This window comes from Lactobacillus sp. YT155 (genome assembly GCF_030504545.1).
Taxonomy (GTDB): Bacteria; Bacillota; Bacilli; order Lactobacillales; family Lactobacillaceae; genus BQUT01.
In genome coordinates this window covers 19,593-42,028 of the sequence record NZ_JAUKWP010000006.1, presented here as the reverse complement: position 1 = coordinate 42,028, position 22,436 = coordinate 19,593, and the positions used below count along the sequence as shown (strand labels likewise).

Annotated in this window: 21 protein-coding genes; 2 read left to right on the top strand and 19 right to left on the bottom strand. The window is 33.4% G+C overall.

The window, feature by feature from the left end; translation table 11 throughout:
* Positions 1 to 7: 7 nt before the first annotated feature.
* From mutS to Q2T76_RS07365, 5 genes are all read right to left on the bottom strand, one after another.
* Positions 8 to 2,569 carry a DNA mismatch repair protein MutS gene (mutS, locus tag Q2T76_RS07385; RefSeq protein WP_302084896.1) on the bottom strand — a complete coding sequence of 854 codons (2,562 nt, stop codon included), beginning with the start codon at positions 2,567 to 2,569 and terminating at the stop codon, positions 8 to 10.
* A 10-nt stretch (positions 2,570 to 2,579) separates the two neighbouring features.
* Complete coding sequence (locus Q2T76_RS07380; RefSeq protein WP_302084895.1) at positions 2,580 to 3,344, bottom strand: TIGR00282 family metallophosphoesterase; 765 nt, start codon at positions 3,342 to 3,344, stop codon at positions 2,580 to 2,582.
* 249 nt (positions 3,345 to 3,593) lie between these two features.
* Positions 3,594 to 5,219: a chaperonin GroEL gene (gene groL / locus Q2T76_RS07375; RefSeq protein WP_302084894.1), complete on the bottom strand. Its 1,626-nt coding sequence runs from the start codon at positions 5,217 to 5,219 to the stop codon at positions 3,594 to 3,596.
* Between the two features lie 81 nt (positions 5,220 to 5,300).
* On the bottom strand, positions 5,301 to 5,585 hold the full coding sequence (gene groES, locus Q2T76_RS07370; RefSeq protein WP_302084893.1) for a co-chaperone GroES: 285 nt from the start codon (positions 5,583 to 5,585) through the stop codon (positions 5,301 to 5,303).
* 162 nt (positions 5,586 to 5,747) lie between these two features.
* Complete coding sequence (locus Q2T76_RS07365) at positions 5,748 to 6,014, bottom strand: hypothetical protein (RefSeq protein ID WP_302084892.1); 267 nt, start codon at positions 6,012 to 6,014, stop codon at positions 5,748 to 5,750.
* A gap of 148 nt (positions 6,015 to 6,162) precedes the next feature.
* Between Q2T76_RS07365 and Q2T76_RS07360 the strand changes: the two genes are divergently transcribed.
* On the top strand, positions 6,163 to 6,381 hold the full coding sequence (locus Q2T76_RS07360; RefSeq protein ID WP_302084891.1) for a hypothetical protein: 219 nt from the start codon (positions 6,163 to 6,165) through the stop codon (positions 6,379 to 6,381).
* A gap of 75 nt (positions 6,382 to 6,456) precedes the next feature.
* On the opposite strand, the gene Q2T76_RS07355 is transcribed toward Q2T76_RS07360, so the two are convergent.
* Genes Q2T76_RS07355 through Q2T76_RS07345 form a run of 3 tightly spaced genes read right to left on the bottom strand, consistent with a single transcriptional unit; the run spans position 6,457 to position 10,028 of the window.
* The gene (locus tag Q2T76_RS07355) at positions 6,457 to 7,587 is read right to left on the bottom strand and encodes a hypothetical protein (protein WP_302084890.1); all 1,131 of its coding nucleotides are present in this window, start codon (positions 7,585 to 7,587) and stop codon (positions 6,457 to 6,459) included.
* Complete coding sequence (locus Q2T76_RS07350; RefSeq protein ID WP_302084889.1) at positions 7,577 to 8,515, bottom strand: hypothetical protein; 939 nt, start codon at positions 8,513 to 8,515, stop codon at positions 7,577 to 7,579. The genes Q2T76_RS07355 and Q2T76_RS07350 overlap by 11 nt, the downstream gene beginning before the upstream one ends.
* Positions 8,516 to 8,570: 55 nt before the next feature.
* Positions 8,571 to 10,028, bottom strand: a complete 1,458-nt coding sequence (locus Q2T76_RS07345) for a Sau3AI family type II restriction endonuclease (RefSeq protein WP_302084949.1) — start codon at positions 10,026 to 10,028, stop codon at positions 8,571 to 8,573.
* Positions 10,029 to 10,158: 130 nt separating this feature from the next.
* Here Q2T76_RS07345 and Q2T76_RS07340 point away from each other — a divergent pair, with 130 nt between their 5' ends.
* Positions 10,159 to 11,421, top strand: a complete 1,263-nt coding sequence (locus Q2T76_RS07340) for a DNA cytosine methyltransferase (protein ID WP_302084948.1) — start codon at positions 10,159 to 10,161, stop codon at positions 11,419 to 11,421.
* A 43-nt stretch (positions 11,422 to 11,464) separates the two neighbouring features.
* Here the strand turns inward: Q2T76_RS07340 and Q2T76_RS07335 are convergent, their stop codons facing one another.
* The 11 genes from Q2T76_RS07335 to manA all read right to left on the bottom strand — a co-directional run bounded on the left by Q2T76_RS07335 (position 11,465) and on the right by manA (position 22,432).
* Positions 11,465 to 12,913: a glycoside hydrolase family 1 protein gene (locus tag Q2T76_RS07335; RefSeq protein ID WP_302084888.1), complete on the bottom strand. Its 1,449-nt coding sequence runs from the start codon at positions 12,911 to 12,913 to the stop codon at positions 11,465 to 11,467.
* 15 nt (positions 12,914 to 12,928) lie between these two features.
* Positions 12,929 to 14,836 carry a transcription antiterminator gene (locus tag Q2T76_RS07330; RefSeq protein WP_302084887.1) on the bottom strand — a complete coding sequence of 636 codons (1,908 nt, stop codon included), beginning with the start codon at positions 14,834 to 14,836 and terminating at the stop codon, positions 12,929 to 12,931.
* Positions 14,837 to 14,914: 78 nt separating this feature from the next.
* On the bottom strand, positions 14,915 to 16,153 hold the full coding sequence (locus tag Q2T76_RS07325; protein ID WP_302084886.1) for a PTS sugar transporter subunit IIC: 1,239 nt from the start codon (positions 16,151 to 16,153) through the stop codon (positions 14,915 to 14,917).
* Positions 16,143 to 16,490: a PTS lactose/cellobiose transporter subunit IIA gene (locus Q2T76_RS07320; protein WP_302084885.1), complete on the bottom strand. Its 348-nt coding sequence runs from the start codon at positions 16,488 to 16,490 to the stop codon at positions 16,143 to 16,145. Before Q2T76_RS07320 ends, Q2T76_RS07325 begins: the two co-directional genes overlap by 11 nt.
* 9 nt (positions 16,491 to 16,499) lie before the next feature.
* Positions 16,500 to 16,811: a PTS sugar transporter subunit IIB gene (locus tag Q2T76_RS07315; RefSeq protein WP_302084884.1), complete on the bottom strand. Its 312-nt coding sequence runs from the start codon at positions 16,809 to 16,811 to the stop codon at positions 16,500 to 16,502.
* Positions 16,812 to 16,970: 159 nt separating this feature from the next.
* The gene (locus Q2T76_RS07310) at positions 16,971 to 17,705 is read right to left on the bottom strand and encodes an SIS domain-containing protein (protein WP_302084883.1); all 735 of its coding nucleotides are present in this window, start codon (positions 17,703 to 17,705) and stop codon (positions 16,971 to 16,973) included.
* A 2-nt stretch (positions 17,706 to 17,707) separates the two neighbouring features.
* A complete protein-coding gene (locus Q2T76_RS07305; protein ID WP_302084882.1) occupies positions 17,708 to 18,958 on the bottom strand; it encodes a PTS ascorbate transporter subunit IIC in 1,251 nt (416 codons plus the stop codon).
* A 4-nt stretch (positions 18,959 to 18,962) separates the two neighbouring features.
* Positions 18,963 to 19,241: a PTS sugar transporter subunit IIB gene (locus Q2T76_RS07300; RefSeq protein ID WP_302084881.1), complete on the bottom strand. Its 279-nt coding sequence runs from the start codon at positions 19,239 to 19,241 to the stop codon at positions 18,963 to 18,965.
* Between the two features lie 9 nt (positions 19,242 to 19,250).
* A complete protein-coding gene (locus tag Q2T76_RS07295; protein ID WP_302084880.1) occupies positions 19,251 to 19,679 on the bottom strand; it encodes a PTS sugar transporter subunit IIA in 429 nt (142 codons plus the stop codon).
* Entirely contained in the window at positions 19,679 to 21,286 is a 1,608-nt protein-coding gene (locus tag Q2T76_RS07290; RefSeq protein ID WP_302084879.1) for a PRD domain-containing protein, read from the bottom strand. Before Q2T76_RS07290 ends, Q2T76_RS07295 begins: the two co-directional genes overlap by 1 nt.
* Positions 21,287 to 21,466: 180 nt before the next feature.
* The gene (gene manA / locus Q2T76_RS07285; protein WP_302084878.1) at positions 21,467 to 22,432 is read right to left on the bottom strand and encodes a mannose-6-phosphate isomerase, class I; all 966 of its coding nucleotides are present in this window, start codon (positions 22,430 to 22,432) and stop codon (positions 21,467 to 21,469) included.
* Positions 22,433 to 22,436: the final 4 nt, after the last annotated feature.

The window sequence follows — 22,436 nt, the reverse complement described above, 5'->3', positions numbered from 1 at the left end:
TTCGAAATTATTTTAGTTCTTCTTGCCATTTATAAATTAAGTTCATAGCTTCCATTGGCGTTAAATCCATTAAGTTAGTAGATTTAACTTCTTCTGTAACGGTAGTGTTTTCAGTGAACAAGGATAGTTGTTCATCAGTTTCGTGTACTTCTGATTTTTTCTCAGGCACCGTTTTTTCTTCATAGTTACCACTATTAGCTTCTAGTTGATGTAAGACTTCTTCAGCCCGAATCAAAACTTGTGCTGGTAAACCTGCTAATTTGGCAACATGAATACCATATGATTGATCAGCAGGTCCTGGGAGAACCTTGTGCAAGAAGACCAAAGTGCCATCTTCTTCGGTTGCATTAACATGCACATTCTTAACACCACTGAATTCTTTATCTAAGTCTGTCAATTCATGATAGTGAGTTGAGAACAAGGTCTTTGCTTGAACATTATTTTCGATATATTCAATAATCGCTTGAGCCAGGGCCATCCCATCGTAAGTAGCTGTTCCACGACCAATTTCGTCGAACACCAATAGTGAATTAGGAGTGGCATTCTTCAAGGCATCATTAGCTTCTTTCATTTCAACCATGAAAGTACTGTCCCCAGAAATAAGGTCATCAGCAGCACCAATACGAGTGAAAATATGATCAAAGATTGGTAAGGTTGCTGAATCGGCTGGAATGAAACTTCCTACCTGAGCCATGATTGCAATCAACGCCATCTGCCGCATGTAAGTACTCTTACCAGACATATTAGGTCCGGTAATAATCATTACGTGGTCATCTTCATTCATTTTCACATCATTAGGAATATATTGGTTAGGACCTAAAACTTTTTCAACTACTGGATGACGACCATTAACGATATCAATCACTCGTTTGTCAGAGAACTCTGGTTTAATTAAATGATAGTTCTCACCAATGGTTGCAAAACTCTGCAAGATATCTAATTCTGAAATCTTAGCAGCTAAACTTTGTAACTTAGTAATGTCTTTTTTAATAGTTTCTCTTAAATCAGCAAATAATTGATATTCAAGTGAACTAGATTTTTCTTCTGCTTCTAGAATAATTCGTTCTTTTTCTTTCAATTCAGGAGTCACGTAACGTTCAGCATTGGTTAAGGTTTGCTTTCTTTCATAACGTCCTTCAGGAAGATTGCCAACATTAGCCTTTGTAACTTCGATATAGTAACCAAAGACCTTATTGTAACCAATCTTCAAGCTATGGATTCCAGTGATTTCTTGTTCTTTAGCCTGTAAGTCGGCAATCCACTGTTTACCGTTAGATGAAGCATCACGATATTGATCAAGTTGCTCATTGAAACCATCTTTAATAACACCACCATCTTTGATTGAAAGTGGAGCATCCTCAATAATAGCGTCGTCAATTAACTTGTAGATGTCACCACAATTCTCAAGTGATGCGGCAAAATCATTAAACTCTGGAGTATCTAAATCTCGTAAAATTTCTTGAATCAAAGGAATTTGTCCTAGCGATGACTTCAATTGTAGTAAGTCGCGACCATTAACATTTCCATAGGCGATTCGGCCGGCAAGGCGTTCTAAGTCATATACCTTAGTTAAATAATCTTGCAAACTAGCTCTTTGGAAGAAATTATCCATCAAAATTTGAACACGGTCTTGACGGTGTAATAATTCAGACTTATCAATAATTGGACGAGCAATCCATTGCTTCAATAATCGAGTTCCCATGGCTGTCTTGGTTTCATCAAGTAACCATAATAATGAACCGTATTTCTTACCTGTGCGAAGTGATTTGAATAACTCAAGATTATCTTGGGCAGAGTAATCCATTTGGAGATAGGAATTAGCTTCATAACTTTGAGCAATTTTCAAATGATTAAGAGAACGTTTTTGAGTATCTAAAAGATAGCTGACCAGATATTTAGCAGCTTGAATTTCAGTATCATCAGTCAATTCTTGAATAACATAATTAACTTCTGAGGCATCAGCAAATTCTTCAATCGGTGTGATTAGAATACCGACTTTTTTCATTGCTTCTTCAAGTTGTAAGTCATTGAAACTCATCACTGATTCTTTGGTATTCAAAGTAAGTAATTCGTTCAAAACTTCAGTGGTACTCGTTAAGTGAGTTGCCTTAACTTCACCAGTAGCCAAGTCGGCATAAGCAATTGCAAAATTATTATCATTCTTAGTAATGGCTGTGATGTAGTTATTGTCGCCACTGTCTTCAGCTTTGACATCCATCATTGTTCCTGGTGTTACAACTCTAATCACTTCACGTTTAACTGTGGTTCCTTCAGCTTCGGTTGGATCTTCCACTTGTTCACAAATAGCAACTTTATAACCATGATCAACCAAGATAGGAATGTAAGTATCGGCAGCATGATAGGGCACACCACACATTGGGACTGGCTCATCAGCACTCTTATTACGAGCGGTTAATGTCAATTCTAGAATTTGTGAACCCTTAACAGCATCTTCTTCAAAGAGCTCATAAAAATCACCTACTCGATAGAACAAGAAGGCGTCTTGATACTTACTTTTGATTTCGTAATACTGTTGCATCATTGGTGTTTCTTTAGTTTTCTGAGGCATTTTTTCACCTTTAAGATCTTATATAATCTGCTTTAATAGTACTTTTATTATCATTGATATCAACGACTACATAGTTGATTTGCACACGACCAGCTTCTTCAACATCAAATTTGGAAGGACGTTGAGTCAAGAAGCGCTGAATCACTCGTTGGCTCTGCACACCAAGAATTCCGTCTAATGAACCAGTCATCCCAACATCAGTGATAAAAGCAGTTCCTTTAGGAAAAGTCTGGGCATCGTTAGTTTGAACATGGGTATGAGTACCAACAACTGCCTTAGCTCTGCCATCTACATATTGTCCGAAGGCAATTTTTTCACTGGTAGTTTCAGCGTGAAAATCAACAAAAATCCATTCATCAGAATGTTCCTTGTAGAGGTCATCAAATGCATAGAAAGGATTGTCAATTGGTTGCATCATGGCCGTTCCTTGTAAATTCAAAACTGTAACCTTTTGTCCATTAACGTTGATCGTTTTGAATCCATGTCCAGGTACATCACCGGGATAATTAAGTGGGCGCAACATGTTGGTTGTGTCATCAATAAAATCAAGAACTTCACGCTTATCCCAAATATGATTTCCGGAAGTCACTAAATCAGCTCCACTATTGAGAATTCTTTTGAAGTCTTCTTCTTTAATTCCTTTACCGCCGTTGGCATTTTCCCCATTCACAATTGTGAGTTGTGGACTTAACTCAGATTTCAGTTGTTTCAAGTAAGTCTCAACGGTCTTTATCCCAATGTTACCAACGACATCTCCAACAAATAATAAGCGCATAATTGACCCTTTCCGTAATACTAATATTATAACAGAGAGTGAAAAACTCTGGACAAAATTTTCACTGGTAGTGAAACGTACTCCAAAAGCCAAAAGTTTTCGTATAAATCAAAAATAAAATTCAACTTCTGAAACGAGTTCGACTTCACAAAAGTTTGTGCCTAAATAAAAATAGCAGAAAATCCTAAAGGATTTCACTGCTATTTTCTTTAGTGCTCAACTTCTGTACGTGAAGTCTCACTCTCTAATTTACATCATTCCGCCCATGCCACCGGTTGGATCGGCTGGCATTGCTGGTTTTTCTGGTTCTGGTTTGTCAGCAACTACAGCTTCGGTTGTCAACATCAAGGCTGCAACACTTGCTGCATTTTGTAATGCTGAGCGAGTAACTTTAGTTGGGTCGATAATTCCTGCTTTAATCATGTTTTCCCATGTATCGTTCGCAGCGTTATAACCAATTTCGTTCTTTTCGTTCTTCATATGTTCAACAATGACTGAGCCTTCTAGTCCAGCATTGATAGCGATTTGTCTTACTGGTTCTTCTAGTGCGCGTAGCACAATGTTGATACCTGTTTGAACATCGCCTTCTTCTTTTAGTTTAGCAACTGCATCAATGACGTTCATCAAGGCAGTTCCACCACCAGCAACATATCCTTCTTCAACAGCAGCACGTGTTGCATTCAAGGCATCTTCGATACGATATTTACGTTCTTTCAATTCTGTTTCAGTTGCAGCACCAACTTTGATAACTGCTACACCACCAGCAAGTTTTGCTAGTCTTTCTTGAAGTTTTTCACGGTCGAAGTCTGAAGTTGTTTCAGCGATTTGTTTCTTAATCATTTCCACACGTTCGCCGATAGCATTCTTGTCGCCACTACCTTCAACGATTGTTGTGTTGTCTTTAGTTACAGTTACACGACCTGCTTGTCCAAGTTGCTCTAATTTAACATCTTTTAATTCCAAACCAAGGTCACTAGTAATAACTGTAGCACCTGTTAATGTAGCGATGTCTTCAAGTTGTTCTTTACGACGATCACCAAATCCTGGAGCCTTAACAGCAACCACGTTGAATGTTCCACGAATTTTGTTCAATACCAATGTAGGTAAAGCTTCACCATCAACATCATCAGCGATAATCAATAATGATTTACCTTGTTGAACAATTTCTTGAAGCATTGGCAAGATATCTTGAATGTTAGAAATCTTCTTGTCAGTGATTAACAAGTAGGGATTTTCAAGGTCAGCTTCCATCTTGTCATTGTCAGTTACCATATATTGTGACAAGTAACCACGATCAAATTGCATACCTTCAACAACGTCTAAACTTGTTTCAATACCTTTTGATTCTTCAATTGTAATAACGCCATCGTTACCAACTTTGTCCATAGCGTCGGCAATTAACTTACCAACTTCTTCGCTTGCTGAAGAAACAGCAGCAACTTGAGCAATTTCATCTTTGTTTGAAACATCATGAGAAATCTTGTGAAGTTCTGCTACTGCAGCTTCAGTAGCCTTCTCGATACCAGTTCTAATACCGACAGGGTTAGCGCCAGCTGTAACGTTCTTCATACCTTCTCTAATGATTGCTTGAGCCAAAACTGTCGCAGTAGTTGTACCATCACCAGCAACATCATTAGTCTTTGAAGCAACTTCAGAGACAAGTTTTGCTCCCATGTTTTCGAAATGGTCTTCTAATTCGATAGATTTGGCAATTGTTACACCGTCATTTGTGATTTCTGGACTACCAAATGATTGTTCCAAAACCACGTTTCTACCTTTAGGCCCAATTGTTGTTTTAACAGTATCAGCTAATTTGTCGACACCTTGTAGCATTCTTGCTCTAGCGTCTTCAGAAAATTTTATTTCTTTAACCATGTTAATATGCACTCTCCTATTAATTACTTATTATTGAAACGAGTTCCATGTAACAGAACTTTCCGCTTATGTTCTCGTTCTTTATTTCACGATAGCTATAATGTCTTTTTCATGTACTACCAAATATGTTTTATCTTCATCTTTAACTTCTGTTCCAGCGTATTTGTCGAACATAACTTTGTCGCCGGCAGAAATAGTCATTGGAACTTTTGTTCCGTTTTCTAAAACAGCACCATCACCAACTGATACTACGGTACCAGTTTGAGGTTTTTCTTTAGCATTGCTAGCAAGAACAATGCCTCCAACTGTTTTTTCTTCTTCAGAGTCTACTGTAATAATTACTCTATCACCTAATGGTTTTAACACGTTACTACCTCCAAAAGTTAAAATTCTTTATTCATGTTTTAGCACTCTAAACTTCTTTGTGCTAATCACAAATTTAATTGTATCATTTTGAATTGGGAGTGCAAGTAATATGTACGAAAAATCGCAGAAAAAAAGAATATCAGAAGATATTCTTTTGAAACCTTATTCAGGATCTGCTTCTACTTTTGTTTCAACAGGAACACGTTTGAAACTAAAGAAAATTCCTAAAGCGGTGATAATTAGTTGAACCGCTGATGCAATTGGAACACCAGCAAGGTCATACAGCCATGCAATGACACGAGGAACTGAGAAACTTTCATCCAAGAATCCACCATAATAACCAGCCAAGACCAATGCAGCACCTAAAAACCAAATGGTACAAAAGATTAATTGAACCCATTCAATTTTGAGTTTCTTTGTTTTATCCATAATTATTTACTCCCCATATTTAAGTAGTTAATAATTATGATAAAGATTTTCACAAACTTTGTCTACACAAATAAAAAAAATGCTTACGAAGAAAATTTTTATATGCTAGGGTAATTCTTGTGACATTTTTAAGAAAGAGGATTTATATATGCCAAGAAACAGAAAAGAAGGCTTCTTATTCACGACGTTGATGTGCTTTTGCATGGTCTTAGGAATGAGTGTCTATAACTTATTGCTACACCAACAACTAAGTTGGAGCCACTTCATCACTGGATTCATTCCCGGATTCATCGTTGCCCTACCATTACAATTATTAGTCGTCGGACCATTCTCACGAAGTATTTTGAGTTGGGTGCAGAGTAAATAAAAAACGTCGCTGAATGCGGCGTTTTTTTATTTTTATTCTTAGGACTTGAAATTTAGTTCTTAAAAAATCTAATTTTTAAAGAAAAATCCTAAAAATAAGTATTATAAGTAATAAGAAAAATATGAAGCAATAAGTGCGATTAATTTTAGGTTGTTCAATATAATTATCAAAGTCTTTTTCTTCAAAAAAGTGATTTTTAATGTACAAATCTTGTATCTTTTTAAATTCTTTCCTAAGATTTAATACTTCAATCCAAAAAATAAGGCCGATAACAACTAGCGCTATTATAAATAACATCACAAATATTCTTGTTCTATCATTCACTTCAATAAATATTTTATATAATGGGTTAACATCAACATCGTTTTTTAATTGATCATAAATAAAAATTCCTACTGCACTAAGCCAACTTAAAAATTTCAAATGTAGAGATTGGTTGTTTTTACTAACTTGTTCGTTTAACTTCAAAAAGTCATCTTTTAAAATATTTACTTGTATGAAATATCTTTCAGTTTCCTCGCCTATTATCCTATTAAAAGCAGATTTTGCAGATTGTAAACTAACTTTTTCATCTATCTCAAAAGTTCCTTTTTCTAAAATAAGTTGACGAATTATATTTAATCTTGTCTGTACATTTTCTTTAGACTCTGCGACCCAATCATAAATTTCAAACAATTGGCCTTTTTCTATCTTATTAAAATCAATTTTTTTTGAAACACTCGCCTTATCGTTTTTGACTATAAATTCAAAATGGCCATTGTTATCATACTTTGTTATATTTGCCAAAAAAATCAATATATATATTTCTTGTATAAAGTTAACTTTCTCTTTATTTAATGTATATATATTAAAATGTTTAACCGATATATTTAAGTCCGAGTTACTTAGTCTTTCAATATTGTTTTCAGATACTACATCTTTATAAATTTCAGAATCCTTTGTGTATGCTTCTGGAACGCTTTTTATTTTTTTTTCAGATTCAGAATATAATTTTAAATTTTTATCAAATTTTTTCTTTTTGAACTTATCTGTAACTTTTGAAAACTGATGTGTTCCGTCTATATATTCTTCTTCCAGAAATAACAAGTTACTTTGATTATAAAGCGTATTATCATCAATATACTTATCTAATTCATTGTTTCTATTATTTTTGTCACAGTAGTCGAATACATATGAAGTGCCTTCAAATTTGCCACTATTTTTCATTTCTTAACTCCTCGGGCAATTTCTCGATAAAGTCGTTTTCCACATTAATTATGACTTTCCCATCCGCATATGAGATTATTCCTGCTTTAAAAAGTCTTTTATAATCAAGAGTTACTATTTTTGTTTTCTTTGAAAGACTAATCACCTTTCTAAATCCTTCTGTTAATGCCTTATTTGAGATTTCAAAATCTGCGTCTACATCTTTAGAGGCATCTGAATAAACATCTTCTAAATTTTTTTGTTTGATAAGATTACTGGCTTTTAGTTCATTAAGCAAAAGAGTTTTATCGAATTGCCTGTTTTCAAAAATAAAATCTACAACTTTGTCATTGATTTGCTGAAATTCACTAGTTTTCTTTATGGCATCCGCAAAAAGAGTATTATTGTTTACCAATTGAATAAGTTCAGTAGAGTTTTGATAACTATCTCTTACGGGTGTAACTTGTAAGAATTTCTTCATCCAATATTTTGCAACTGATTTATTTTTATCAATAATAACAACTTTTTGCGATTTTTCTTTTAAAATACATCCTTTATAATAATTGGCTTCCGTTGAGAAAGATGTTTTCATTTTATAATTTTCTTCTTTATCGATTACCTCTATATTTTCTAATTTTAAAAGGCAAAGTTCACCTTTGTCTTGTTTAATAAATAGATAACCTTCTGTTATTTGTTCGTTCCTAGTCTCATCATTCTTTTGCTCCGCCAATTGTAATTTTGTAGAAAATTCCGAAATGTCGTACGTATCAGTATTCAAACAATATTGTTTAAGAATTGATTCATTATCAATTGAACAATCAATTTTTATATGATCAGTGTTTTTAGGTGAAAATATTCTGTCAAATATTTTTTTTATATTAGTTTTATCAACTTTTACTAGGCTTTCTTCATGAATTTCTTTTCCGATATCAAATACTTTAATCTCCATAACTCTTTTCTCCTTTGTTTTTCTACACTAAATTGTAAAAAATCCGTATAATATCTTATTCGGAAATATTTTCTAAATATTTTCTTATATAGCCACTATTCAACCAAAAACATTGTTTTGTCATCCATTCATCTGAATAACTCTCATCAGGTTTGTTTGTCCACATAGCCTTAGTTGGTAACTTATCAGCATACTTACCGTTAACAGTATAATCTCTCTCTTTTGCGTGTGGCCTTATATGTATGACCCGATTATCAGAATGCTTAACAAAGTTATTCTTTATTTGCCATTTCCCATTTTTTTGTTGCTTCCCAGTTAATTGAACTCCTTGTTTTAAAGTATCAACTGTTTCCATCCACACTTCTTTAATCGGTCCTTCAATATCTTCTTCCGGAACTGAGAAGAATTTTATTCCCTCAAAAACATTCTCACCCTGATTATTTTCTCGAACAACGAAGAACATAAATCTTGTCTCCAAAAAGAAATTGTGTAAAGTGGCCGATGGTATTCCATCTTCATCATTCCATGACTCCTTGACAAGTTCAGAAAACTTAAAATTTGGAAATGAAATACTTTCTTTATTAATTCCTTTACTATTAAACTGAATGGTTTTTAAAACAATATTAGCTTTTTCAAACTCATCTACCTTTTCAAATGATTTTGATCCACTAACTTTGCCTTTCAAGTTCAAAATTGCGCCAGCAATTAAATAATTAACCTGCTTGCTATTCTTAATCTCAAATTTTTCTTTCAAATCATTAATTTTCATCCCGTAATATGGTTTGAATTTTTCAAGAATAATTTTCTCTAAGTTTGAGTTTTCAATTTCAAATTTATTCTTAATAATCGATTCGTTAGACTCTTCACCAAAAATATATTTTCTTAGTAACGATGTCATATATCCACTTTTTAGTGAATATGCTCGCTGTTTAGCTGGTATACCTGAAAACGGCTGTTCTCTGACGGATTTTGAACTTGCTCCTTTGATACATGCCGAAAGGTATTGAGTTATTCCTTCATTCAACTCATGAGCTCTACCATCTTTTATATATTGATTAATTTTTTCCCAATCCTGTTTGATAATTGCAAAATCCACAGGATTTTTTGACATTTCATATAGGGCTACTTCCCTAATCGTCCATTTATCACGAGGAATATCTTTTAGATATTCATAGAATGCCAATTCAATTGTTCCATTCTTATACAGAAAATGACTATTCTCGAAATCTTCATTAACAACATTCATGTAATTAATAATATTGAGAACCAGTCTTTCTTTAGCGCTATATTTTCCATCTTTATTTTTCTTAAATGGGGTGGCTTTTAGCTCAACTCCTGCTTCAGGCAAATCAGGCTGACTAGCACTATCTTTACTTTTACCAAACCAGCTTTCAAAGGCGTCACCAACATAGTTTTTTGTTTTAGACTCAGTGTCTATTTCAACTAGTTCATTCATTTGTTTACCAACGATTTCTAGTGCTCTGTTATGAACTTCTTCTTTTGTTTTGTACATAGGCAAACCCTGTCTCCCAGTTACTTTATAATAAGGTAATTATACCACTGCAAAAAACTTGATCGAATACGTAATTTAATGTATACTATAAAGATAACGAAAGGGTGTTCGTATCATTATGCCAAAAGAAATGAAAGTATTAGAATTATTCGCAGGTGTGGGAGGTTTTCGTGTTGGTTTAGAACACGCAAATCCATCCCTGTATAAGACCTTGTGGGCCAATCAATGGGAACCAGGAAAAAAAAGCCAGGATGCATTTGAAGTATATGACTATCACTATCCTGATTCAGAAAATATAAATGAGAACATTTCCGAAATTTCTAATGAAAGATTTAAAGAAATGGACGCTGACATTATTGTCGGTGGTTTTCCTTGTCAAGATTATTCAGTAGCTAGAAGTAAAAAACACGAAATGGGAATCGAAGGAAAAAAAGGTGTTCTTTTCTGGGAAATAATCAGAGCGGTCGAACAAATCAATCCTAAGTATCTAATTTTAGAAAATGTAGATCGTCTTCTAAAATCACCTTCCTCTCAACGCGGTAGAGATTTTGCCATTATGTTAGCAGCATTTAATAAACTCAACTATTCAGTTGAGTGGAGAGTAATCAATGCAGCAGAATACGGTTTTGGTCAAAGAAGACGTCGCGTTTACTTCTTTGTATATCGAAACGATTTACCATTCGCAAAAAGGATGGATACTATTTTCGAAGCAGAATTAGAAAATGAAGATACTTATGATGACTATATTTTCAATAAGGGATTATTTGCTAGACAGTTCCCAATAGAAAAATTACCCTTTAAAAATCGCAAAGCCTATTACGAACTGTCTGATGATATTGTTAACATTTCTGATAATTTCAGTGGAACTGTCTGGAATACTGGCGTGATGCGTCATGGAAAATATTTTACTATCGATACCAAACCAATTGAAAATGAAAAACCTATTCCTTTAGAAAAAAATCTTCAAAATGAAAAAGATATTCCCGAGAAATTCTATATTACTGATGAAGAAAAACTAAAGAAATTTGAATATCTCCGTGGACCAAAAAGAATCCAGCGTACAAGCGTCGATGGCCACAAGTACATTTATTCTGAAGGTGGAATGTCGCCAACCGAAAATCTAGAATTGCCAAGTAGAACTATGCTTACCTCTGAAGGAACAGTCAATAGATCAACTCATTTTCTCAAGCGAAACGGTAGATACAGACTTATTACTCCAATTGAAGCTGAACGATTACAAAATTTTGATGACGATTGGACCAAGATTAAAAAACTTGCTGATGGGTCTGAGGAACAAGTTTCAGATAGAATGAGAATGTTCTTCATGGGTAACGCATTAGTCACAGGAGTAATCAAAAGAATTGGAATTGAATTAGAAAAAATAATGGAATAGTCTTCATACTAAAAAAGCTAAGCATCCGCTTAGCTTTTTTCTTCTACTCTAATTCTTCTCCATTACTTTCAATAACTTTTTTGTACCAGTAAAAACTATCTTTTCTGAGTCGCTCACCAGATCCATTTCCTTTATCGTCAAGATCAACATAAATGTATCCGTACCTCTTACTCATTTCAGCTTGAGAATAACTGATAATATCTATTGGACCCCATGATGCATATCCAAATATTTCTACTCCATCCTTGATAGCTTCTTTCATTTGTTCAACATGACTACGCAAGTATTTAATTCGATAATCATCATGAATTTTGCCATCTTCTACCGTGTCTTCAGCCCCAAGCCCATTTTCAGCAATGAACAATGGTAAATGATATCTATCCCAAAGTGAGTCAAAGGCATATCTGAATCCTATTGCATCAAACGACCATCCCCATACTGATGCTTCAAGATTTTCGTTATCTTGTAATTCAAATGGTTTGTCCGCACTAACAACACTACTTGAATAGTAACTAAATGATATATAATCAACAGTATTTTCTTTTAACAACTTAAGTTCTTCTTCTGTTGCTTCAACCTTGATTCCATTATCATGAAAGTATCTCTTCATATATCCAGGATATTCTCCTCCAGCCAAAACATCTGAAAAGAAATAAGTATGGAGATTGTTCAATTGATAAGCTGCCATAATATCTTCTGGTTTATCTGTTTTAGGATATGTTCCAGTAACACCTAGCATCATCCCAATTTGTACATTCTTATAATGCTCATGCGCATATTTTGTTGTCATAGCACTTGCTACAAATTGATTATGAACCGCTTTGAATTTTGCTTCATCTTGATTTTCATATTCACCTTTAAGAATTCCAAGTCCAGCGAATTCTCCCCAATCATAAACATCATTTACCTGATTGAAAGTAATCCAATATTTGACTTTATTGTGATAACGATCTAACAACACCTTAGCAAAGCGATCGTAGAACTCAATCAATTTAGAATTAGTCCAGCCACCATATTTAGTAATTAGAGTAATCGGAATTTCATAATGTGAAATTGTCATTACTGGCTCGATTCCTAATTCATTCATCTTGTCTATTAGCCGATCATAAAACTCCAGTCCTTTTTCATTTGGTTCTAATTCATCACCATCTGGAAAAATTCTGCTCCAACTAAATGAAGTTCTAAAAGATTTAAATCCCATTTCGGCCATCAATTCTAAGTCTTCTGGAAATGTATGATAAAAATCAATTCCTCTTCTTCGTGGATAATTACCGGTTTTGTCATTCAAAGCCTTTTCTATATCGTCACGTGTTACGTATCCACCGAAAGATCCTAATCGACTATATTCTTCAGGTAATTCCATAATGTCAGCCTGACTCGGTCCTCTTCCATCTGCTTGCCAAGCACCTTCTGCTTGATTTGCTGCAATTGCCCCACCCCAAAGGAATCCTTTTGGAAATGAAGTTGGACTATTTGATAAATTTATACTCATAAAAATACCCTCCATCTATATATCTATTGGTTTTATTGTCTTTAAAATTTCAATCAATGCATCCATAAACTCCTGATAATTTTTGTAATTGGATAATTTTTGTACATTACTGTTTACTGAGACGACATCAATTAGTGCCTGTAAAATTTTGCTGAACGCATTTGTATCTGCATTATTTACTGCTATCATAATCACTATTCTTACCGAATGTTGGCTATCCCAGTTAATATCTTGATTATTAACAAGAAAAACTATCCCTGTTTTTTTTGCCTTCATATTCATTGTATGTGGTATAGCAACGTTGCCAAAACTAGTCGGTGCCATCTCTTCTCTTTTGTTGATTTGACTAAGAAAATCGTCATTTACATAATCATTTTTTTCTAGCAGTTCAAAACATGCCTTCAATGCCGTATCCTTATCAGTAAATTTTGTGTTAGAAAGAAATAATTCAGAAGATGAAAATCTATTTAAATCAGTACTGATATCATGAATAAATTTTTCATTTTTTATCTCATCAATTTTATTTTGAACTACCATTTGATCTAAGTTACTAAACATTGGAGAGATATTAATTACAAAATTCGTTTTTGTTTTGATTGGAACGGTTGAAATTATTAAATTTGAGGTGGTTTCTAAATCTCTTTGAGTAAATTTATCAATTACTCGTGAGATATGTATTTTACCTTTGAATTCTTTTTTTATCCGTTCTACTATCCTTCCAGTAGAATTATAGTATTCAGGAACCACAACAATAGTGTTAATCAATTCCTCACTATCTTTATCTAGGAAAGCCCCAATGTGTAACATAATATAGATACTTTCTTCTTCTCTAATGTTGATGCCCAATCGCTTATTCAGATCATCAATAACATACAACGCGACGTCATAAAGAAATGGATATTGCTTTGGCAAATATCTAAAATTCTCAATTGTTTGGTTTGATTTGTATTCTATTCGATTCAACATATTACTGATATGTATTACAAAACGTACAATAAATTTCCGATTATTTAAATGTAAGTTATACTCACGATCAACATCTTTAATTGTTTGTAAGCATTCTTGCATTATTTCTTGAGACACATATTTTCTTAAGTCTAAAAGATCTTTTTCCTCAGTATTTTTAGCAATCATCTTACCTATAAGAGCTAAAGTTAATCCTTGGATTTCAAACTTATTAAACTTAATATGGAATTTTTTTGAAATTTTGTCGGTTGTCTTAATGGTAATCTGATACTCTGGGCGTTTTTTCAAATCATTATTTTCTACAAAGGTACTATAGCTATTCCCATTCAAAATACGATTAATTGAAATGACATAATGCAGTAGTAAATCATCAAATTCATAACCATTAATAACCAGGTCATTTTGACCAACGGTATCCATGATAATATTTTCTAAAACCTCAATTGGAATATCGGGAATCAATTTTTGCATACTTGATTCACCTTCATAACCATTGTAGGCAACTTTCTCTCCAACTATTTGATGGAAAGTTTTTCTGATTTCATCTTCTTCACCATTTAAAGTTATCAAATTATTTTTGATTGAAATACTAGCTGTTTGATTAGGCAACTTATTAAAATTAGTAATTTCGTTACGAATTGTTGCTTCCGAATAATTAGTAACGCTCATGATTTCTGCAAGCGAGATACTGTGTTTAAGCGAAGTAAACAAAAGATAGAAAATTTCCGATGATATATCCATCTTTTCACTTTCAGCATCCAAACTAATTTTTTCCTGTTTTAGCTTATATCCCAGTGGGCCAGTCAAGATTACCGCGCTGTCATCGTTGATTTGAGCTACATGACTCCTAATACTACGAGTAGTTACTTCAAATTGTTGTGCCAATACCCTAGCCGAATGCCATCCAGGATGTTGCTTTAAAAATTCAATTATTTCAGTATTGTTTACCTTAACCATATGAATTCATCCGTTCGTTTTCCTGTCCGTTATTTTGAATAACACCTTGCACGAACAAATACTTAAAATTGATTATTTCTATGCTGTTTCCTGTTCTAAAGCTAATTCTTGTTTATCGTAAATTTTGAAGAATGGATAGTACACTACCCAAGAAATGATAAATAGTACAATACAGTAGACAGAACCTTGCCATGAATTAGTTGAGAAATATGCAAAAATTGGTGCAGGTAGATACCATAAATCAAAAACATGGTGTGGAATAGGAACTAATCCAAGTTTCATCACAATCCACGTTAAAATTGGTCCTAATAATCCCATTATCCACATTGGAATCATTAACAATGGATTAAATGTAATAGGAGCTCCGAACACAACAGGCTCATTAATATTGAATATTGATGGAATAATTGCTGCTCTTCCAATCATTTTCATTCTGGCAGATTTAGCCATAAAGACCATCATAATACATAGTGCTAACGTGGCTCCACCACCACCAATTACAAAAATTCCAATAGCTTCTTCAACAAAGATATGTGTAGCTGGTTGACCAGCAGCATATGCTTTTGCATTTTCAGAAATAAATGGTAATGCTATCGCCATTTCAATTGGATAAATAATCCAACTGGAGATTCCAAAAGAATAAAGGAATGAATATCCTAAGAATACTATAATAACGAATCCGAAGAAACTTCCTCCTATTTTAACTAACGGATCAAAGAAATTAGTAACTGCAGTACTTAAATTAAATTTGAATACAAACGTACTCAACCATCCAATAATCAAAAGAATGATAATTGGGATAAGAGTATTGAACCAAACAGCTACAAAGTCTGGAAGTGCTGAATCTTTACCGAACATTTGATATTTTGAAGCAAGATTCATAACAAATCCTGTAAATAATCCGGCAACAAGAGCTGTAAACATTCCACCAGTTCCAAGCTCATTAGGATTTAATACTAAGTTTCCTGCGTTAGTATATGTTGGGAAAATCATAAGTAAGAAAAATGCCATCCCAGCAATCCCAGCTTGCTTTGATACGTCCTTATGACCTTTGTGATTCATAATTGCCTCAGGAAGTAGGTATGAAAAGAATAATGAAAAGAGCCCAAAACTAAATGCACTCAATGGAGAAAAGTCTGGGAAACCTTTCCAGAAATCTTTAACAACCGATAAAATTGTGGCGAATGATCCAATAAAAATCATTGGCATAGCAGCCAAAATTGCATCTTGAACAGAAGCAACCCATGGATTTTTAGCTAACTTATTAACTTTTGGAGCAAAACTATCCGTCATCCAAGCAATAAATTTATTCATCATGATTAATCTCCTTTATAGACTTAAAAATTGGAACTAAACGTTCAATAAGTAGTATTTCACTTTGAATTGTCATCAATGTGTCTTGCGCATGAACAAACAACACAGAATATGGTATTTCTTCACCATTAGCTTCCTTTTGTAGCATATCTGTTTGTTTCTTATGAGCACTTGTTATCTCTTCATGTGCTTTTTTTAATGACAAATCAATTTCATTAAAATCTGGTTCTTTCTTTTCCAGATTACTCAAAGTATGCATTGCAATATCACGAGCATTTCCTGCATGTAAAATCACTTGCATTGAAATTTCATTTAAAGTGTCACGATTATTTTCTTGCATTTAAATCACCTATCCTATATTTAATTGCTCTTCTGCATACTTCAAGAGTCCATCACCATCAAGGGCTCCATAAACTTTTTGAGGAATAATAGCAACTTTTACATTGTATTTATCTGCATCTTTTTGAGCATCATCAAGCATGTATTTCAAATGTGGGGCAATTAATAGTAAATCTGTTCCCTCTAAGAATTCTCCCAATTCTGAATCACTCCGCGCCTTGAATTCAATTTCGCTACCTGCTTTCTTAACAGCTTTCCTTGCAGCAGCTGCCATAAATCCACTTGATGCACCACTACCACAAACGAGTAAGACTTTTGTCATTCTTCTTTCCTCCTATTTGATGTTTCTGTAATCGCTTACATTAAAGCTTATCTTTATATTAATAGCTTGTGATAAAACAAATTAATAAGAAATTTTCCTAGTGTAGGAAAATGTTTTTAAATAAAAAAGCAAACAAGATTAACTTGTTTGCTTTTTTATTTAATACTTATAATGAATCATTTGTTTGAATTCATTAAACAGTTCATTATTCAATTCATCCCCGCCATCAATATTAGCAGAGTAAAATACCGGAGCTTTACTTCCATTTTCAACAAGTAACTTAGAAACTTCAACAATAATTGAATTTAGAATTGAAGCTCCCACAACCGTAGATGTTGGTCCAACTTTTTGTTTCATTCCAGGAACTTCACAACTTCCATCCCCAACATCCCCATGATTATCAATTACAATATCTGATAACTCAAACAATCTTTTTTTTGAAGAGTGGCGACTTGTAACAGTCTTAGAATATTCTAAATTAGTTATAGAAATTACTTTTACGCCTCTTTTCCTTGCTTCAATCGCAAGTTCCAAAGTTACAGGATTTCTACCAGAGACAGAATGTAAAATTAAGATATCGTTTGCTTGAAAATCGACTGTAGATGCCAAGTTAGTTCCATACCCCTCCAGTCTTTCCATCTTACTAGTAAAAGTAATTGGACTTCTATCAAGCATTACTTCTTGTCCAAAAATTGCATTGATATTCATCATTCCGCCAGCTCGATAATACATTTCTTCAGCCAAAATCCCAGCATGACTAGCACCAAAAATATAAATAGAATTTTTATTAACATTGGCTTCATATAATGCATCAATAGCTAGTTTGATATTCTTTTTTTCTTTAGTTTCAACTTCTTTTAAAAGTGAACTTACTTTCTCAAAATATTGGAGCATATCTAAATACCTCCAAATAGCGATCCAAATAATTTGGCAATAATTCCCCATAATGATAAGTCATTACCACCGAAAATGAGAATCCAGTTTTGAATAGTCGTGTGGAAAATTGCAGCGGAGATACCAACTAATGCAACCATCAAGATTGATGCAGTTGCGGTTCCTATAATTGCACCTCTTAAACCACCTTGTCCTTCGCCAATTACAGCAGCACCACCACATTCAAAGAAACTAGTAATAACTAAGGGAACAATCATTACACCAAATATGTTAAATGTATTCGAAATAACAATTAATACTGTTGAAGTAATCATTGCAACGATGAATCCAATAATTACAGCATTTGGTTTATAGTTAAACAAAATTGGAATATCAAATGCTGGTTTTGCACCAGGAACAACTTTTTCAGCAATTCCTTGGAAAGCAGGAATAATTTGATTAATAAGTAAACGGACACCATATAACATGATTAAAAGTCCAGCACCAAAGTTTAGTCCGGCATTTACTGAAAACATGAATAAGTTACCGCCTTTTGGTACTAATACTGGAGCAATAATTCCAACAACAATATTCATAAGAAACATTACTAATGCACCTGTAATTGAAATTTCTCTGAAGAAAGACAAATTCTTAGGAACATTAATATCTTCTGTTGATTTCTTTTTGTTACCAACTCTTTTAGCAATGAATCCGGATAGTAACGAAAGAATCCCGGTTGGATGACCAATTAAGAATGAGTCATCACCAGTTGCATCCCAAACATACTTACGCATAATCCATGGCATGAATGACCAATAACAAGCTGAGAAAACAGCTCCGAAAGCGATTAAAACAGTACCCTTTAATCCAGCTTCGACCCCTGCGGCAATAAATACAAATGGGAACCACCATAACATATGTCCAGTTAGGAAGATTGTTTTTACTGGTGTGAATCTAGCAATTAGTAAGTGGAGAATTAATCCAAAAAACATAGCTAATCCAACTGATCCTCCGTAATTAGCAGTAAATGTCACATCAGATAATCCCTTAGATACTGACAAGCCTAATTGCGTCTGAACAGCCGTATTAATAGGAGCAATTGTTCCTGTCATCATATTGACTCCAGCAGTCAAAATAACCATTCCAAATGCTGCCGTTAGGGAACCTTTAATTGTTTCAGAAAACGGTTTTCTTTGTAGTAATAAACCAATCATTGCAATAAGCCCAAGCAAAATTGGAGGGTTTTTTAAGATATTTTCTGTAATAAAATCCATTGTATTATCCTTTCTCACTCAAATATTCGTTTAGTTTTTCTTTTACTTCTGCTGTATCCATATACTTCTTAATTGGATAAACAGGGTTTTTAGTTGATTCTTGAAGTTCAGGTAATAATTCATGACTTGTGAAATAAACATCCGCATCAGTTGCTTTTGCTGTTGAAATATCTGTATTTTCTACAGTAGCATCAATACCTAATTCTTTCACAACCTTGTCTAACGACATTTTTAGTACCATAGAGCTTCCTACACCAAACCCACAAACAGCCAAAATTTTCATAATATACTCCTATCCAAAAATTTTATTAATTCTTTTCTTATCACCTTTTAAAATGTCTTGATAGTTTTGTTCGTTCATGAAGATATCCATTAGTTTTTGAAGATTCTTCAAGTGACTGTCACTATTTTCTGCTGCTAAAACTAAAAATATTTTAATTGGCTTCCCCAGCATATCTATTTCGTCTTTTGTTACCATAAGACTCATTCCTTGCTCATTAACACCTACACCTGGTTTGGCGTGTAAAAGTGCAAAGTAATCATTTAAAACCATATAGGGACCATTAACTTCAACACTCTCAATCATGTTATCGATATAAACTTGACTGATATTATTATTTTCAAGTAAGGGTTTTGCAGCAAGACTGATTGCTTCTTTCCAGTCCATTTGCTTATCTACTATTTTTATATTTTCACTTGGTAATAATCTAACTGTACTCATTAATCTATCACTTCCATCAATTTTGATATAAACCAATTCTTATCATCAATTCCATTCATAAGAAACTGCATCACGCCTTCCAACTTGGATGAGTCTTCAGCTTTTATCATCAATAACGCTACGATATCTACCGAATGACTTCCCCATTTAATAGGATCATCTAGTGCTACTATAGAAACAGATGACGACTTAACATATTCGGGATTTCCATGTGGTATGACAAAACCGTTACCTAGATAGGTTGACTGTAATTCTTCTCGCTCAAATATCGAGTCTAAAAACTTTACTTTATCAATCACACTGTCTTCACTTTCATTTACAAGAAATTCAACAGCTTCTTTTTCGGTACTTATCTTTTTGAAATAAACTTTTTTTATAATTTCACTATCAAAGTTTTGTTTGTAGCTTTTCTTGTTATTTATCAAATCTATATAACTGCTCATTATTCTCATCAAATCTTTTTTTGTAACCATCGGAGAAATATTGACAATTGGAGTCTTTAAGTCATTCAATTCAACAGTTGAAATAATCAAATCAACATTTTTTAAATTCATTTTTTTTAACTTATTCATAGATGCTATTTCTATACTGTCAATATTTGGCATTACTCTTTTTATTTTTGATGAAACAAAAGAACTAGTTCCAATTCCGTTTGGGCAAACAAATAAAATTCTCTTTGTACGTTGTGTTCTTTCTAACGAAGCTTGAAAATGTATAGTTATAAATCCGACTTCGTCATCTGGTATTTTGATTTTAAATTTCTTACTGAACTCATCTAAAGCCAGCCAAACTACCCCATACAAAGCAGAATAATTACGTTTAACTGACTCGAGCATTGGATTCACAACAACTATTTGACCTCTAACGCGCACTACTAATTGATATAAATGAACAATTAAATCATTTTTTAGTTTTTCATCTTTTGAAAAATCAACCGTAATACCTTTACCAACGTTAGATATTAGTTTTTTAACTTCATTACCAAAAGAAACTGGAATTTTTCCTTCACTCATAAATAATGAGAGTCCGCTTCCAAGAATTGTATAAGTAAGATATTTTAATTCGTCATTACTAAAATTAAACTCATCTCTTAATCCCATTTGATCTAATAGTTCATAAATCAACGGATAGTTATCAAAGTTTAAAAATGTATCGTCTAATTCAGAATTGATTCCAAAAATAATCTTATTTCCTGCTTGCAACCTAGTAATCATCACCGAAATCGAGATAACTATATTTTTGATAAATCCACCGGGAATCTCTACATTCAATTTCTCAATCGATGATTTCAAATTATTCTCAACTTGATCCAATAAATCTTTTTTTAGAACTAAATTTTCATTTTCAGGATGATTGATGATTAGTTTATTCAAAATCTTCTGTACTTGAATTTCACCTCCTGCAAAAAATGTTCCAGAATTATCAAAATTCAATTTCAAATTTTCCTGACTTAATATTTCTTTTATAAAAGAAATATCATTGGCAATACTACTTCTGGAAACATAATATTCTTCCGACAATTGCTGATAGCTTAAATGTTCATGATTAAATAGCCTTATTAAAATAACTATTCTTCTCTCTTTACTACTTAATTCATTTTTATTCACATTTATCACCATCCAATGAAATTATATTTCTGCTTTCACATTCCAAGAAGACCAAATAATTTATTATCATATTAGAATTTAATTGAACACTCTTACAATTTTAATAACTAAAAAATTAAATTGAAAATAAAAAGACCTAATCATTAAAGATTAGGTCTTCGTACCGCATACTATTTTCCCTTATTTTTCTTCACTTTCACTTGCAATCAACTGCAAGTCACCACTGATTGTCCAGTCACTGATTTGGGCTGGAATTAGGAAGTGGTCACCTTTTTTCAAATCATAGTCTTTACCATCAGCAGTTAGCTTACCTGAACCAGTAATTACTGATGCCAAAGTATATTTACCATCTTTGTGTTGCAAGTTCAATTCGTCTTTTACCAGCCATTCATAGACTGCAAAGAATGGTGATTGTGGTGCGCGGACGAACGTATTGATTGTGCTAGCACCAACTTTTTCTGTTTCAATGTTAATTTTTGGATCAACATGTGGAACTGTAATTGTGTCTTCTGATTGCTTGATGTGCAATTCACGTTTTTCACCAGTCTTCTTATCAACACGGTCGTAATCGTACATTCTATAAGTTGTATCTGAACTTTGTTGGGTTTCAAGTACCATGATACCTTTGTTCAAAGCATGTACGGTTCCTGATGGCACATAGAAGAAGTCGCCTTTTTTAACTGGTACGTATCTCAATAAGTCATCCCAGTCGCCACTTTCTAGCATTTCATTCAACTCTTCATGAGTCTTAGCATTGTGACCGAAGATTAATTCTGCACCTTCGTCAGCATCGATAATGTACCAACATTCTGTCTTTCCTAGTTCACCTTCATGTTCTTTAGCATAGACATTATCAGGATGAACTTGAACTGATAAGCTATCTTCAGCGTCAAGAATTTTTGTCAATAATGGGAAAACCTCTCCTTGAGCATTGCCGAATAATTCGCGGTGTTCATTCCACAAATCACCCAACTTTGTTCCAGCGTATTCACCATTGATAACAGTACTTTGTCCATGTTGGTGTCCAGAAATCGCCCAACATTCACCGATATCGCCTTCTGGCAAATCATAATTAAATATTTGTTCTAACTTACGTCCACCCCAAATTTTGGGTTGAAAATATGGTTTTAAAAATAAAGGTTCCAAATTT

Excerpts from the sequence above, each read along its gene's own strand:
- mutS (WP_302084896.1), bottom strand. The coding sequence starts at position 2,569 with ATGCCTCAGAAAACTAAAGAAACACCAATGATGCAACAGTATTACGAA.
- Q2T76_RS07380 (WP_302084895.1), bottom strand. The coding sequence starts at position 3,344 with ATGCGCTTATTATTTGTTGGAGATGTCGTTGGTAACATTGGGATAAAG.
- groL (WP_302084894.1), bottom strand. The coding sequence starts at position 5,219 with ATGGTTAAAGAAATAAAATTTTCTGAAGACGCTAGAGCAAGAATGCTA.
- Q2T76_RS07365 (WP_302084892.1), bottom strand. The coding sequence starts at position 6,014 with ATGGATAAAACAAAGAAACTCAAAATTGAATGGGTTCAATTAATCTTT.
- Q2T76_RS07360 (WP_302084891.1), top strand. The coding sequence starts at position 6,163 with ATGCCAAGAAACAGAAAAGAAGGCTTCTTATTCACGACGTTGATGTGC.
- Q2T76_RS07355 (WP_302084890.1), bottom strand. The coding sequence starts at position 7,587 with ATGAAAAATAGTGGCAAATTTGAAGGCACTTCATATGTATTCGACTAC.
- Q2T76_RS07350 (WP_302084889.1), bottom strand. The coding sequence starts at position 8,515 with ATGGAGATTAAAGTATTTGATATCGGAAAAGAAATTCATGAAGAAAGC.
- Q2T76_RS07345 (WP_302084949.1), bottom strand. The coding sequence starts at position 10,028 with ATGTACAAAACAAAAGAAGAAGTTCATAACAGAGCACTAGAAATCGTT.
- Q2T76_RS07340 (WP_302084948.1), top strand. The coding sequence starts at position 10,159 with ATGAAAGTATTAGAATTATTCGCAGGTGTGGGAGGTTTTCGTGTTGGT.
- Q2T76_RS07335 (WP_302084888.1), bottom strand. The coding sequence starts at position 12,913 with ATGAGTATAAATTTATCAAATAGTCCAACTTCATTTCCAAAAGGATTC.
- Q2T76_RS07330 (WP_302084887.1), bottom strand. The coding sequence starts at position 14,836 with ATGGTTAAGGTAAACAATACTGAAATAATTGAATTTTTAAAGCAACAT.
- Q2T76_RS07325 (WP_302084886.1), bottom strand. The coding sequence starts at position 16,153 with ATGATGAATAAATTTATTGCTTGGATGACGGATAGTTTTGCTCCAAAA.
- Q2T76_RS07320 (WP_302084885.1), bottom strand. The coding sequence starts at position 16,490 with ATGCAAGAAAATAATCGTGACACTTTAAATGAAATTTCAATGCAAGTG.
- Q2T76_RS07315 (WP_302084884.1), bottom strand. The coding sequence starts at position 16,811 with ATGACAAAAGTCTTACTCGTTTGTGGTAGTGGTGCATCAAGTGGATTT.
- Q2T76_RS07310 (WP_302084883.1), bottom strand. The coding sequence starts at position 17,705 with ATGCTCCAATATTTTGAGAAAGTAAGTTCACTTTTAAAAGAAGTTGAA.
- Q2T76_RS07305 (WP_302084882.1), bottom strand. The coding sequence starts at position 18,958 with ATGGATTTTATTACAGAAAATATCTTAAAAAACCCTCCAATTTTGCTT.
- Q2T76_RS07300 (WP_302084881.1), bottom strand. The coding sequence starts at position 19,241 with ATGAAAATTTTGGCTGTTTGTGGGTTTGGTGTAGGAAGCTCTATGGTA.
- Q2T76_RS07295 (WP_302084880.1), bottom strand. The coding sequence starts at position 19,679 with ATGAGTACAGTTAGATTATTACCAAGTGAAAATATAAAAATAGTAGAT.